22 protein-coding genes are annotated in these 12,409 nt (G+C 67.0%); 21 read left to right on the top strand and 1 reads right to left on the bottom strand.

The genetic code is table 11. From position 1 onward, the window contains the following. Nucleotides 1–164 precede the first annotated feature (164 nt). Complete coding sequence (locus tag NFX31_RS13880; protein ID WP_262955979.1) at nt 165–1,052, top strand: hypothetical protein; 888 nt, start codon at nt 165–167, stop codon at nt 1,050–1,052. Nucleotides 1,053–1,065: 13 nt separating this feature from the next. Here NFX31_RS13880 and NFX31_RS13875 read toward each other — a convergent pair whose 3' ends face one another. Further along, nucleotides 1,066–1,926, bottom strand: coding sequence for a hypothetical protein (locus tag NFX31_RS13875; RefSeq protein WP_262955978.1), 861 nt, complete (start codon nt 1,924–1,926; stop codon nt 1,066–1,068). An 863-nt stretch (nt 1,927–2,789) separates the two neighbouring features. On the opposite strand from NFX31_RS13875, the gene rpsJ reads away from it, so the two are divergent. The 20 genes from rpsJ to rplO all read left to right on the top strand — a co-directional run bounded on the left by rpsJ (nt 2,790) and on the right by rplO (nt 12,318). After that, nucleotides 2,790–3,098 carry a 30S ribosomal protein S10 gene (gene rpsJ / locus NFX31_RS13870; protein WP_017201594.1) on the top strand — a complete coding sequence of 103 codons (309 nt, stop codon included), beginning with the start codon at nt 2,790–2,792 and terminating at the stop codon, nt 3,096–3,098. Between the two features lie 10 nt (nt 3,099–3,108). Beyond that, entirely contained in the window at nt 3,109–3,768 is a 660-nt protein-coding gene (gene rplC / locus NFX31_RS13865) for a 50S ribosomal protein L3 (protein ID WP_045249926.1), read from the top strand. A 5-nt stretch (nt 3,769–3,773) separates the two neighbouring features. Then, nucleotides 3,774–4,430, top strand: coding sequence for a 50S ribosomal protein L4 (gene rplD, locus NFX31_RS13860; RefSeq protein WP_045249925.1), 657 nt, complete (start codon nt 3,774–3,776; stop codon nt 4,428–4,430). Beyond that, nucleotides 4,427–4,744 (top strand): 50S ribosomal protein L23, encoded by a 318-nt coding sequence (gene rplW, locus NFX31_RS13855; protein WP_045249924.1) that lies wholly within the window; start codon nt 4,427–4,429, stop codon nt 4,742–4,744. The genes rplD and rplW overlap by 4 nt, the downstream gene beginning before the upstream one ends. A gap of 20 nt (nt 4,745–4,764) precedes the next feature. Then, the gene (rplB, locus tag NFX31_RS13850) at nt 4,765–5,604 is read left to right on the top strand and encodes a 50S ribosomal protein L2 (RefSeq protein WP_045249923.1); all 840 of its coding nucleotides are present in this window, start codon (nt 4,765–4,767) and stop codon (nt 5,602–5,604) included. Between the two features lie 12 nt (nt 5,605–5,616). Then, entirely contained in the window at nt 5,617–5,898 is a 282-nt protein-coding gene (rpsS, locus tag NFX31_RS13845) for a 30S ribosomal protein S19 (RefSeq protein WP_045249922.1), read from the top strand. Further along, the gene (gene rplV, locus NFX31_RS13840; RefSeq protein ID WP_045249921.1) at nt 5,898–6,296 is read left to right on the top strand and encodes a 50S ribosomal protein L22; all 399 of its coding nucleotides are present in this window, start codon (nt 5,898–5,900) and stop codon (nt 6,294–6,296) included. Before rpsS ends, rplV begins: the two co-directional genes overlap by 1 nt. Beyond that, entirely contained in the window at nt 6,296–7,048 is a 753-nt protein-coding gene (rpsC, locus tag NFX31_RS13835; RefSeq protein ID WP_045249920.1) for a 30S ribosomal protein S3, read from the top strand. Before rplV ends, rpsC begins: the two co-directional genes overlap by 1 nt. Continuing rightward, nucleotides 7,048–7,467: a 50S ribosomal protein L16 gene (gene rplP / locus NFX31_RS13830; protein ID WP_045249919.1), complete on the top strand. Its 420-nt coding sequence runs from the start codon at nt 7,048–7,050 to the stop codon at nt 7,465–7,467. The genes rpsC and rplP overlap by 1 nt, the downstream gene beginning before the upstream one ends. Beyond that, the gene (gene rpmC, locus NFX31_RS13825; RefSeq protein ID WP_045249918.1) at nt 7,467–7,781 is read left to right on the top strand and encodes a 50S ribosomal protein L29; all 315 of its coding nucleotides are present in this window, start codon (nt 7,467–7,469) and stop codon (nt 7,779–7,781) included. The genes rplP and rpmC overlap by 1 nt, the downstream gene beginning before the upstream one ends. Beyond that, complete coding sequence (gene rpsQ / locus NFX31_RS13820) at nt 7,781–8,098, top strand: 30S ribosomal protein S17 (protein WP_052674221.1); 318 nt, start codon at nt 7,781–7,783, stop codon at nt 8,096–8,098. The genes rpmC and rpsQ overlap by 1 nt, the downstream gene beginning before the upstream one ends. Further along, nucleotides 8,095–8,463, top strand: coding sequence for a 50S ribosomal protein L14 (rplN, locus tag NFX31_RS13815; RefSeq protein WP_045249917.1), 369 nt, complete (start codon nt 8,095–8,097; stop codon nt 8,461–8,463). Before rpsQ ends, rplN begins: the two co-directional genes overlap by 4 nt. 3 nt (nt 8,464–8,466) lie before the next feature. Next, nucleotides 8,467–8,826, top strand: a complete 360-nt coding sequence (gene rplX, locus NFX31_RS13810; protein ID WP_045249916.1) for a 50S ribosomal protein L24 — start codon at nt 8,467–8,469, stop codon at nt 8,824–8,826. Next, complete coding sequence (gene rplE / locus NFX31_RS13805) at nt 8,826–9,416, top strand: 50S ribosomal protein L5 (protein WP_045249915.1); 591 nt, start codon at nt 8,826–8,828, stop codon at nt 9,414–9,416. Before rplX ends, rplE begins: the two co-directional genes overlap by 1 nt. Before the next feature lie 206 nt (nt 9,417–9,622). Then, entirely contained in the window at nt 9,623–10,021 is a 399-nt protein-coding gene (gene rpsH / locus NFX31_RS13800) for a 30S ribosomal protein S8 (protein ID WP_045249914.1), read from the top strand. Nucleotides 10,022–10,027: 6 nt separating this feature from the next. Continuing rightward, nucleotides 10,028–10,564 carry a 50S ribosomal protein L6 gene (rplF, locus tag NFX31_RS13795; RefSeq protein WP_045249913.1) on the top strand — a complete coding sequence of 179 codons (537 nt, stop codon included), beginning with the start codon at nt 10,028–10,030 and terminating at the stop codon, nt 10,562–10,564. Between the two features lie 2 nt (nt 10,565–10,566). Beyond that, the gene (gene rplR, locus NFX31_RS13790) at nt 10,567–10,926 is read left to right on the top strand and encodes a 50S ribosomal protein L18 (RefSeq protein ID WP_045249912.1); all 360 of its coding nucleotides are present in this window, start codon (nt 10,567–10,569) and stop codon (nt 10,924–10,926) included. Further along, nucleotides 10,923–11,612, top strand: a complete 690-nt coding sequence (gene rpsE, locus NFX31_RS13785) for a 30S ribosomal protein S5 (protein ID WP_045249911.1) — start codon at nt 10,923–10,925, stop codon at nt 11,610–11,612. Before rplR ends, rpsE begins: the two co-directional genes overlap by 4 nt. Next, nucleotides 11,612–11,797 (top strand): 50S ribosomal protein L30, encoded by a 186-nt coding sequence (gene rpmD / locus NFX31_RS13780; RefSeq protein ID WP_045249910.1) that lies wholly within the window; start codon nt 11,612–11,614, stop codon nt 11,795–11,797. Before rpsE ends, rpmD begins: the two co-directional genes overlap by 1 nt. Continuing rightward, a complete protein-coding gene (gene rplO, locus NFX31_RS13775) occupies nt 11,797–12,318 on the top strand; it encodes a 50S ribosomal protein L15 (protein ID WP_082072167.1) in 522 nt (173 codons plus the stop codon). The genes rpmD and rplO overlap by 1 nt, the downstream gene beginning before the upstream one ends. Nucleotides 12,319–12,409: the final 91 nt, after the last annotated feature.

The raw sequence follows: 12,409 nt of genomic DNA, 5'->3' as shown, positions 1-12,409 counted from the left end.
CCTCTGCGTCCGCACGCGTCGTTTCGCGCCGGATGGCGTTCGGGGCCCGGTGACGATGCGCTGTCATGAGGGCGGGACACCAAGCGCTGGGGCGCTGAGCTCGCATCCGGATGGGACCGGATGCGGTCGAGCTCGATGTAGGCGGAAGCCATCTGGGAGACATCATGACCGAGAACGCGGGGATCGGCCGTCGAGCCGTGCTCAGGGGTGCGGCCTGGAGCGTGCCGGTGCTGGCCGCGGCGGTGGCCGTGCCGGCCTATGCGGCGAGCGGCTGCGCCGACTTCAGCGTCGGCGGGGCGGGGTTCGTCGCCACGGGGTCGAACTACACCGCGACCTTCGGCGTCAACAAGGCCGGGAGCGCCCAGCCGCTGACGGGGTGGTCGCTCGTGATCACCCTGGTGCCGAAGGCGGGTGGGCCCAGCATCACGGTGCCGGCGCAGACCACGTCCGGCACCACCATCACGCGCACCAACCTGGCCAACGGCAACGTCCAGCTGGAGATCACCGGAGCCACCGGCACGACCGTCTCGTTCGGAGGCTCTTTCACCGGCGGCTACACGGGAAGCGCCGTGTGGACCAAGGGCGCCTGCCAGATCTCCAAGGGCATCGACTTCGGCGCGCCGATCGTGCCGTTCAGCGGCATGAGCGCCACCCTCAACGCGGGTACGCACACCAGCGCCTACCTTGCAGGCGCCGCCTCATTCACTCCGCCGGCTGGGGTGGCAGCGGTGACGAACGCGACGCTGACCTTCAGCGTTCAGCAGAAGCCGAACAAGCACGTTCTGATCGGCAGCGGACCGACAGCGGCCACGGTCGTCTCGGGGGCGGGATGGAGTTTCACCAGCGCCAGTTCATCGGGCGACACGGTCACCTACGTCTTCACCTTCACGGGCAGCACGTCCGCGGGCTCGACCAGCAGCCTGAGCTTCCGGCTCAACGGGTCGGGCTCGATCGGCAATGGGGATTTCCCGATCACGATCGGCGGCACCCGGACCCTGTCTGGAACACAATTCGTCACGGTGACGCCCACCGTGACGACCGCAAACTGGTAGCCGGTTCTGTGGCTCATAGAGTCCGTCCCGCCTGGCGCAGCGCCTCGCGCACGCGGCGTGCGGGTTCGCCGGGGCGGCGCAGGTGCTCGGCGGTGATCCGGACCACTCGCCAGCCCGCGGCGGTGTACGCCTGATACTTGTCGATGTCCTTCGCCCATCGTCGACGGTCGGTGCGGTGGTAGTCGCCCTCGTACTCGACCGCGACCTGATGGTCGGGGTAGGCGATCTCGCTGCAGCCGAGGAACTCGCCGCGGGAGGAGACGTCGACGTCAAGGGCCGGTGCGGGCAGGCCCGTGCCGGTGGTGAGTGCGAGCCGCAACGCGGTCTCCTGGGGTGACGCCGACCCGATGCGGATCAGCGTGCGCGCCTCCCTGAGCTTCCGGATCCCGATCCGGCGACCGGCGCGGATCACCGCGTCGAGATCCTCGAATGTGGCCAACGGTGCGTGGAGCACTCGCCCGAACGGTCCGGCGATCCGCGGGATCCGCACGATCGCGTCGCCGACCGCCACGAGCGCATCGATGCCGAGGCGGTCTGCGAGAGACGCCCACGTGGCTGCGGGCGTGGAGATCGGAATACCGTCGAGCAGCGTCACCGGCTCCAACGATGCGAGAGTCTGGTGTCCACGCACGCGGGGTCCTCGGGGTGCGCGGCCGGGTGCGGGCATCGTGGCCTCGATCAGCACGCGTTCGCCCACGGGGAGTGAGGGGCTTCCTCGCATCGGGAAGGCGTGCGTCGGGAGGGGGATCCGGTAGCGTGCGGCAGCCGTGGAGCGGCTGAGGTGAACGCCCGGCGGCAGGCAGAGCGCATAGGCGTGCGACAGACGCCGCACCGACTCGGCGATCGGATCGGTGAACGGATCCCCGTCGTCCATGTCCTCGTACGCTCGAGCGGTCGTTCGGATGCCGGGGAACGGAGTCACGAGATCCGAGCCCCGCAATCGTGAGGCGGGCAGGCCCGCGGCGAGCCCTTCGGCCCGCGTGAAGGCGTCTCCGAGGGAGGAGGGGAGTGGATCCGGGTAGCGCATGTCAGCCAGGATGCGTCCCACCGCTCCACCCCCGAGGGCCGATCGCGGGAACCGTGCACAACGAGATCGACGGTATCCCTGTGTAGGAGATGTCTCACGGCTCCTTGGTCGCGGATTGCGGTTTTGGCGCCCCCTGACCCGCAAACGGCGACCAGCGAACAGGGGGGATGGGAGGAGCCCCGCGGCAGCGCCGCCTCGCTGGTCGCGGATTGCGGGTTCGGGCGCTGGAGAACCGCAAATGGCGACCGGTGAGCGAAGGGGCCGGGCGGCGCCGCCCGCGACACGCCGTACACGCCGTCGACGACACGCCCGAGTTTGCGACACGCCCGGGCTGCACGTAGACTATTGAGGTTCCACATTCCGGCGTGCGTTCCGACGTGCGCCGGATCACTGCCAGGGCAGTGCACAGACGGCGCCCTTCCTCCGGGAAGCGGCTGCAGGGATCTGGGCCGCGGGCAGCAGAACACACAACCGACACCTCCTCACCGAGGCCCCGTCATGTGCGGGGGTCGGCTTCCGCGAGTCGCGAGGCTCCGGGCTGACAGCAGAACAGTGGTGCGCCCCTTCGACAGGCTCGCGGAGTGGATCCTCGGATCCGCGACACGAGCAAGGAGGAGGAGTGCGAAGGCGCAGAACGCGCCGTCGCGCGTCCAATGCCCCCGGATCACCCGGTCCGGGCAGGTACGACGCTTAATGAGAGAGAGCAGACAATGGCGGGACAGAAGATCCGCATTCGCCTGAAGTCGTATGACCACGAGGTCATCGACACGTCGGCCCGCAAGATCGTCGACACCGTGACCCGTGCGGGCGCGACCGTCGTCGGCCCGGTGCCGCTTCCGACCGAGAAGAACGTCGTGTGCGTCATCCGGTCGCCCCACAAGTACAAGGACAGCCGCGAGCACTTCGAGATGCGCACCCACAAGCGTCTGATCGACATCGTCGACCCGACGCCGAAGGCCGTTGACTCGCTCATGCGTCTCGACCTTCCTGCTGACGTCAACATCGAGATCAAGCTGTAAGGGGATCACGATGGTCGACATCAACGCAAAGATTTCCAAGGGCCTGCTCGGCACCAAGCTCGGCATGACCCAGGTCTGGAACGAGAACGGCAAGCTGATCCCGGTCACCGTGATCGAGCTGGCCCCGAACGTGGTCACCCAGATCCGCACCCCCGAGAAGGACGGCTACAACGCCGTGCAGATCGCGGCCGGTCAGATCGACCCGCGCAAGGTCACGCAGCCCCTCGCCAAGCACTTCGAGGCCGCCGGGGTCACCCCGCGCCGCCACGTCACCGAGATCCGCACCGCGGACGCCGGCGACTACACGCTCGGCCAGGAGCTCACCGTTGAGGGCACCTTCGAGGCCGGCCAGCTGGTCGACGTCGTCGGCACCAGCAAGGGCAAGGGCTTCGCCGGTGTCATGAAGCGCCACAACTTCAAGGGCGTCTCCGCTTCGCACGGTGCGCACCGCAACCACCGCAAGCCCGGTTCCATCGGTGCTTCCTCGACCCCGAGCCGTGTCTTCAAGGGCATGCGCATGGCCGGTCGTATGGGTGGCGAGCGCGTGACCGTCCTCAACCTCACGGTGCACGCCGTCGACGCCGAGAAGGGTCTGCTGCTCGTCAAGGGCGCCGTCCCCGGTGCTCGCGGTCGCATCGTCTACGTCCGCAACGCAGTGAAGGGTGCCTGAGTCCCATGGCTGACACCACTCTGACGCTCGACGTGTTCGCCGGCGGCAAGAAGACCGGTACGGTCGACGCCCCCGCCGCGATCTTCGACGCCAAGACCAACGTTCCGCTGATCCACCAGGTCGTCGTCGCGCAGCTCGCCGCGGCACGCCAGGGCACCCACTCGACCAAGCGTCGCGGTGAGGTCTCCGGTGCCGGTCGCAAGCCCTTCAAGCAGAAGGGCACGGGTAACGCCCGCCAGGGCTCCATCCGCGCGCCGCACATGACCGGCGGTGGCATCGTCCACGGCCCGAAGCCGCGCGACTACTCGCAGCGCACCCCCAAGAAGATGATCGCCGCCGCCCTCACCGGTGCGCTGAGCGACCGCTTCCGCGGTGAGCGCCTGCACGTCGTCGAGTCCTTCGGCATCGAGGGCAAGCCGTCCACCAAGACGGCTGCCGCCTATCTGAAGGCGCTCCCGGGCAAGAAGGTCCTCGTGGTCATCGACCGCGGCGACGACACCAACGCCCTGAGCGTCCGCAACCTGGCCGACGTGCACGTGCTGTACTTCGACCAGCTCAACGCCTACGACGTGGTCAACTCCGACGACATCGTCTTCACCAAGGCGGCCTTCGACGCGTTCGTCGCGCTGAAGTCCGGCGCAACCGAGGAGGTCTCCGCATGAGCGACAACATCCTCGCCGCGGCTGCCAACAAGGACCCGCGCGACATCATCCTGAAGCCGGTCGTCTCCGAGAAGAGCTACGGCCTGATCGACGAGGGCAAGTACACCTTCCTGGTGGACCCCCGCGCCTCCAAGACCGAGATCAAGCTCGCCATCGAGAAGATCTTCGACGTCAAGGTCGCGAGCGTCAACACGATCAACCGCGTCGGCAAGGCTCGTCGCACCCGCTTCGGCACCGGCAAGCGCAAGGACACCAAGCGCGCCATCGTCGCCCTGAAGTCGGGCACCATCGACATCTTCACGGCAGTGAACTGACCGGGGGATAAGGACAGAACATGGCTATTCGCAAGTACAAGCCCACGACCCCGGGTCGCCGCGGCTCGTCGGTGGCCGACTTCGCCGAGATCACCCGATCGACGCCGGAGAAGTCGCTGCTGCGCCCGCTCAGCAAGACCGGTGGCCGCAACAACCAGGGCCGCATCACGACCCGTCACATCGGTGGTGGCCACAAGCGCCAGTACCGCGTCATCGACTTCCGTCGCAATGACAAGGACGGCGTCAACGCCAAGGTCGCTCACATCGAGTACGACCCCAACCGCACCGCGCGCATCGCGCTGCTGCACTACTTCGACGGCGAGAAGCGCTACATCCTCGCGCCGAACAAGCTGAAGCAGGGCGACGTCATCGAGTCGGGTGCTGCCGCGGACATCAAGCCGGGCAACAACCTGCCGCTGAAGAACATCCCGACGGGTACCGTCATCCACGCGATCGAGCTCCGCCCCGGCGGCGGCGCGAAGATCGCCCGCTCGGCCGGCGTCTCCGTGCGCCTGGTCGCGAAGGACGGCCCCTACGCGCAGCTGCGCATGCCCTCGGGCGAGATCCGCAACGTTGACGCGCGCTGCCGTGCGACGATCGGCGAGGTCGGCAACGCCGAGCAGTCCAACATCAACTGGGGTAAGGCCGGCCGCAAGCGCTGGAAGGGCGTTCGCCCGACCGTCCGCGGTGTCGCGATGAACCCGGTCGACCACCCGCACGGTGGTGGTGAGGGCAAGACGTCCGGTGGTCGTCACCCCGTCACCCCCTGGGGCCAGGCTGAGGGTCGCACCCGTCACGCCAACAAGGAAAGCGACAAGTACATCGTGCGTCGCCGTAACGCTGGCAAGAAGCGCAAGTAGGAGTAAGAGAAGATGCCTCGCAGTCTTAAGAAGGGCCCCTTCGTCGACGAGCACCTGCTTCGCAAGGTGATCGGTCAGAACGAAGCCGGCACGAAGAACGTCATCAAGACCTGGTCGCGTCGGTCGATGATCATCCCCGCCATGCTGGGACACACCATCGCCGTGCACGACGGACGCAAGCACATCCCCGTGTTCGTGTCCGAGACCATGGTCGGTCACAAGCTGGGCGAGTTCGCGCCCACCCGCACCTTCCGCGGCCACGAGAAGGACGACAAGAAGGGGCGGCGCCGCTAATGGTCGAATCCATCGCACGCGTGAAGCACATCCGCGTGACCCCGCAGAAGGCTCGTCGTGTCGTCGCCCTCATCAAGGGCAAGCAGGCGCAGGAAGCCCTCGCCATCCTGAAGTTCGCGCAGCAGAGCGCCTCCGAGCCGATCTACAAGCTCGTGCACTCCGCCATCGCCAACGCTCAGGTGAAGGCCGATCGCGACGGCGAGTTCCTCGATGAGCAGGACCTGTACGTCAAGAACGCCTTCGTGGACGAGGGGACGACGCTCAAGCGTTTCCAGCCCCGCGCCCAGGGCCGCGCGTTCCAGATCAAGAAGCGCACGAGCCACATCACGGTCGTGCTGGCCACCCCTGCCCTTCGAGAGTCTCAGGGACCGGCCAACGAGAAGAAGGCGAGCAAGTAATGGGACAGAAGGTAAACCCGTACGGCTTCCGCCTCGGCATCACCACGGACCACGTGTCCCGGTGGTTCTCTGACTCGACCAAGCCGGGTCAGCGCTACGCCGACTACGTCGCCGAGGACATCAAGATCCGCAAGCTCCTCCAGACGCAGCTCGACCGCGCCGGCGTGAGCAACATCGAGATCGAGCGCACCCGCGACCGCGTGCGTGTGGACATCCACACCGCTCGTCCGGGCATCGTCATCGGCCGCCGCGGCGCCGAGGCGGAGCGCATCCGTGGCGACCTCGAGAAGCTCACGGGCAAGCAGATCCAGCTGAACATCCTCGAGGTGAAGAACCCCGAGGCCGACGCTCAGCTCGTCGCCCAGGGCATCGCCGAGCAGCTCTCTGCTCGCGTGGCCTTCCGTCGCGCCATGCGCAAGGGCCTCCAGGGTGCCCAGCGCGCCGGCGCCAAGGGTATCCGGATCCAGGTCTCGGGCCGCCTCGGCGGCGCGGAGATGAGCCGGTCGGAGTTCTACCGCGAGGGTCGTGTGCCGCTGCACACGCTGCGCGCGAACATCGACTACGGCTTCTACGAGGCCAAGACCACCTTCGGCCGCATCGGCGTGAAGGTCTGGATCTACAAGGGCGACCTCACCAACAAGGAGCTTGCTCGCGAGCAGGCCAACGCACCGAAGTCCCGTCGTGACGACCGTGGCGACCGTCGCCGTGGCCCGCGCAACGAGGCTCCCGTCGCAGAAGGAGCGTCTGCCTGATGCTTATCCCTCGTAAGGTCAAGTACCGCAAGCAGCATCACCCCAAGCGTGATGGTGCGGCCACCGGCGGCACGAAGGTCTCCTTCGGCGAGTTCGGCATCCAGGCCCTCACCCCCGCTTACGTGACCAACCGCCAGATCGAGTCCGCTCGTATCGCGATGACCCGTCACATCAAGCGTGGTGGAAAGGTGTGGATCAACATCTACCCCGACCGTCCGCTCACGAAGAAGCCCGCCGAGACCCGCATGGGTTCCGGTAAGGGTTCCCCCGAGTGGTGGGTCGCCAACGTCAAGCCCGGCCGCGTCCTCTTCGAGGTCGCCGGTGTCAACGAGCAGCTCGCCCGTGAGGCACTGCAGCGGGCAATCCACAAGCTGCCGCTCAAGGCACGCATCATCAAGCGCGAGGAGGGCGACGCGTAATGGCGATCGGCACCAAGGAGCTCGGTGTGACCGAGCTCGACACGTTCGAAGACCAGCGCCTCGTCGAGGAGCTGCGCAAGGCCAAGGAGGAGCTGTTCAACCTCCGTTTCCAGTCGGCCACCGGCCAGCTGGAGAGCCACGGCCGCATTCGCGCTGTGAAGCGCGACATCGCGCGCCTCTACACCGTGATCCGTGAGCGTGAGCTGGGTATCCGTGCGACGCCGGCTCCGGTCGAGGCTCCGGCCAAGAAGGCGTCCAAGGCAAAGGCGAAGAAGGCCGACGAGGCTGAAGCGCCGAAGGAGGAGGCCGAGTAATGGCTGAGAAGAAGGCTGCTGCCGCCGAGGCCGAGGTCGTCTCGCACGACGTGCGCGACGCCGACGCCCGTGGCTACCGCAAGTCGCGCCGCGGCTACGTCGTCAGCGACAAGATGGACAAGACCATCGTCGTCGAGGTCGAGGACCGCGTGAAGCACCCGCTGTACGGCAAGGTCATCCGTCGTACGACGAAGGTCAAGGCGCACGACGAGAACAACACCGCCGGCATCGGCGACCTCGTTCTCATCAACGAGACCCGCCCGCTGAGCGCCACCAAGCGCTGGCGTCTGGTGGAGATCCTGGAGAAGGCAAAGTGATCCAGACCGAGTCCCGACTCAAGGTCGCCGACAACACCGGCGCCAAGGAGCTGCTCACCATCCGCGTGCTCGGCGGCTCCAGCCGCCGCTACGCGGGCCTGGGCGACATCATCGTCGCCACGGTGAAGGACGCGATCCCCGGTGGGAACGTGAAGAAGGGTGACGTCGTCAAGGCCGTCATCGTCCGCACCGTCAAGCAGACCCGCCGTCCCGACGGCTCGTACATCAAGTTCGACGAGAACGCCGCCGTGATCCTGAAGAACGACGGGGAGCCCCGCGGCACCCGCATCTTCGGTCCGGTCGGCCGTGAGCTCCGTGACAAGAAGTTCATGAAGATCGTCTCGCTCGCCCCGGAGGTGCTGTAACTCATGGCGAACATCAAGAAGGGTGACCTGGTCCAGGTCATCTCCGGCCGCAAGCAGGAAAAGGGCGGCGACCGCGGCAAGCAGGGCAAGGTCCTCGAGGTCCTCGTCGAGCAGAACCGCGTGATCGTGGAGGGCGTGAACTACGCCACCAAGCACACCCGCGTCGGTCAGACCCAGCGCGGCACCAAGACGGGCGGCATCGAGACCATCGAGGCCCCCATCCACATCTCGAACGTCGCCCTGGTCGACCCCGAGACGAAGAAGCCGACCAAGGTCGGTCACCGCGTCGAGGAGCAGGTCAAGGACGGCGTGAAGCGCACGGTCCGCGTGCGCTACGCGAAGAAGAGCGGTAAGGACCTCTGATGGCGGCTGCTGACGCCGCGGGCGCTGTCAAGGTGCAGCCCCGCCTGAAGGCGAAGTACAACAACGAGATCAAGAAGGCTCTGCAGGACGAGTTCGGCTACGAGAACGTCATGCAGATCCCCGGCCTGGTCAAGGTCGTCGTCAACACCGGTGTCGGTGAGGCGGCTCGCGACTCCAAGGTGATCGATGGTGCGGTCGACGACCTCACCAAGATCACCGGCCAGAAGCCGATCGTCACGAAGGCCCGCAAGTCCATCGCGCAGTTCAAGCTGCGCGAGGGTCAGCCCATCGGCGCGCACGTCACCCTCCGCGGTGACCGCGCCTGGGAGTTCGTGGACCGCCTCGTGAACCTCGCACTGCCCCGTATCCGCGACTTCCGCGGTCTCTCGGACAAGCAGTTCGACGGCAACGGCAACTACACCTTCGGTCTCACGGAGCAGAGCGTGTTCCACGAGATCGATCAGGACAAGATCGACCGCGTCCGCGGCTTCGACATCACGGTCGTCACCACGGCGAAGAACGACGACGAGGGCCGCGCGCTCCTGCGCCACCTCGGCTTCCCGTTCAAGTCGAACGACGCCCAGGCGTAAGTCATGTTCTGAAGACCGGGTCCCGGGGTTTCCTCGGGATCCGGTCTTCAGACCGTTTCGGCTCCGCGGCTCCGCCGCCTCGCTCAACGATCGTTCTGCGGTCTGCGCGGCAGTCCGCGGTGACGTACAATTGAAAATTGCGTGCTCATCGCAGGCCGTCTGCCGTGTAACGGCAGCCGGAACCTCATGAACGAAAGAAGACAACTATGACGATGACAGACCCGGTCGCAGATCTGCTGACCCGTCTGCGCAACGCGAACTCGGCGCACCACGACTCCGTGACCCTGCCGTCGAGCAAGCTGAAGACCCACATCGCCGAGATCCTCCAGCAGGAGGGCTACATCGCCGGTTGGGAGGTCTCCGACGCCCGTGTCGGCAAGAACCTCACGATCGCGCTGAAGTACGGCCCGAACCGCGAGCGGTCGATCGCCGGCATCAAGCGGGTGTCCAAGCCCGGTCTCCGCGTCTACGCGAAGTCGACCGAGCTGCCCAAGGTCCTCGGCGGCCTCGGCGTCGCGATCCTGTCCACCTCCTCGGGGCTCCTCACGGACCGCCAGGCAGAGCAGAAGGGCGTGGGCGGAGAAGTTCTCGCCTACGTGTGGTGATCTGAAATGTCGCGTATTGGACGACTTCCCATCGAGATCCCCGCGGGCGTGACCGTTTCGGTCGACGGTCGTGCGGTGACGGTGAAGGGGCCGAAGGGCGAGCTCTCGCTCACCGTGGCCTCCCCCATCGAGGTGTCGGTCGAGGAGAACCAGGTTCTCGTCACCCGTCCGGACGACGAGCGCGCTTCGCGTTCGCTGCACGGTCTGACCCGCACCCTCATCAGCAATGACATCATCGGCGTGACCCAGGGCTACTCCAAGGGCCTCGAGGTCGTCGGCACCGGTTACCGCGTGCAGCAGAAGGGCAGCTCGGTCGAGTTCGCCCTCGGCTTCTCGCACCCGGTCCTGATCGACCCGCCCGCCGGTATCACCCTGACGGTCGAGGGCACCAACAAGCTCACCGTCAGCGGCATCAGCAAGCAGGCCGTCGGCGAGGCGGCTGCGAACATCCGCAAGATCCGCAAGCCCGAGCCGTACAAGGGCAAGGGTGTGCGTTACGCCGGCGAGGTCGTGCGTCGCAAGGCCGGAAAGAGTGGTAAGTAACCATGGCTATCAAGACGAAGTCCGACGCCCGCTCGCGTCGTCACGCCCGCCTTCGCAAGAAGATCCAGGGCACCGAGGCGCGTCCGCGCCTGGTCGTCACCCGTTCGGCCCGCCACGTCTTCGTGCAGCTGGTCGACGACAGCAAGGGCCACACCGTGGCCAGCGCCTCCACCCTCGAGACCGACCTGCGTGCGTTCGACGGTGACAAGACCGCCAAGGCCCGCAAGGTCGGCGAGCTCGTCGCCGAGCGCGCGAAGGCCGCCGGTGTCTCGGAGGCCGTGTTCGACCGTGGTGGCAACCGGTACGCCGGTCGCGTCGCGGCCATCGCCGATGGCGCCCGTGAAGGGGGGCTGGCACTGTGAGTGACATCAAGGAGAACGAAGTGACCGAGACGGCTCCTGCCGCCGAGAACGCGGCCGGTTCCGAGGCTCCGCAGCGCGACGAGCGCCGCGGCGGCCGTGGTGGCCGCGACCGCGGCCAGGGCGGTCGTGACCGCAACTCCCGCGACCGTGGGGACAACCAGTTCCTCGAGCGCGTGGTGACCATCAACCGCGTGTCGAAGGTCGTCAAGGGCGGCCGTCGTTTCAGCTTCACCGCGCTCGTCGTGGTGGGTGACGGCAACGGTCTCGTGGGCGTCGGCTACGGCAAGGCCCGCGAGGTCCCCCTCGCCATCTCGAAGGGTGTCGAGGAGGCCAAGCGCAACTTCTTCCGCGTGCCGCGCTCCGCGAGCACCATCCCGCACCCGGTGCAGGGCGAGGCCGCTGCCGGCGTCGTGCTGCTGCGTCCGGCTGCGGCCGGTACCGGTGTTATCGCCGGTGGTCCCGTCCGCGCCGTGCTCGAGTGCGCCGGTATCCACGACGTGCTGTCGAAGTCGCTCGGCTCGTCGAACACGATCAACATCGTGCACGCGACGGTGGAGGCCCTGAAGCAGCTCGAGGAGCCCCGTGCGGTCGCCGCGCGTCGTGGCCTCGAGTTCGACCAGGTCGCCCCGGCGCGTCTCGTCCGCGCAGAGGCTGACGCCATCGCTGCGCAGAAGGCAGGTGCCTGATGGCTGCGCGCCTCAAGGTCACGCAGGTCAAGTCCAAGGTGAGCGAGAAGCAGAACCAGCGCGACACGCTGCGTTCGCTCGGCCTCAAGCGGATCGGCGACTCGGTCGTCCGTCCCGACGATGCCCAGACCCGCGGCTACGTCCGCGCGGTCGCTCACCTCGTCAAGGTTGAGGAGATCGACTAATGGCTGAGAAGAAGGAAGCGGCCACCAAGACCGCCGCCAAGAAGCCGGCCGCCAAGAAGGCCGAGGAGACCACGGTCTCCCGTCCCGGCGTCCTGAAGGTGCACCACCTGCGTCCGGTCCCCGGCGCCAACACCGCCAAGACCCGCGTGGGTCGCGGTGAGGGCTCCAAGGGCAAGACCGCTGGTCGCGGCACCAAGGGCACCAAGGCCCGCAACACCGTTCGCGTCGGTTTCGAGGGTGGGCAGATGCCGCTGCACATGCGCACCCCGAAGCTGCGCGGCTTCAAGAACCCGTTCCGCGTGGAGTACCAGGTCGTGAACCTGGAGAAGCTCGCCGAGCTCTACCCGAAGGGCGGGGACGTCACCGTCGCCGACCTCGTGGCCAAGGGCGCGGTTCGCAAGAACGAGAAGGTCAAGGTCCTGGGCAACGGCGACATCGCCGTGGCGCTGACCGTGTCGGTCGACAAGGTCTCGAGCTCCGCGGAGCAGAAGATCGTCGCCGCCGGCGGATCCGTCAAGTAACACGCGTCGAGAGGGGCCGGAGATTTCTCCGGCCCCTCTTGCGTTACCCTGGGTAATTGACTGTCCCTCGTCGGGCGTCATCCCTTTTCAG

The sequence above is a fragment of the Microbacterium azadirachtae genome (genome assembly GCF_025583665.1).
In the GTDB taxonomy this organism is placed as follows: Bacteria; Actinomycetota; Actinomycetes; order Actinomycetales; family Microbacteriaceae; genus Microbacterium; species Microbacterium azadirachtae.
The sequence above is the reverse complement of the archived record's forward strand: the minus strand, read 5'-3'. Positions and strand labels throughout refer to the sequence as shown.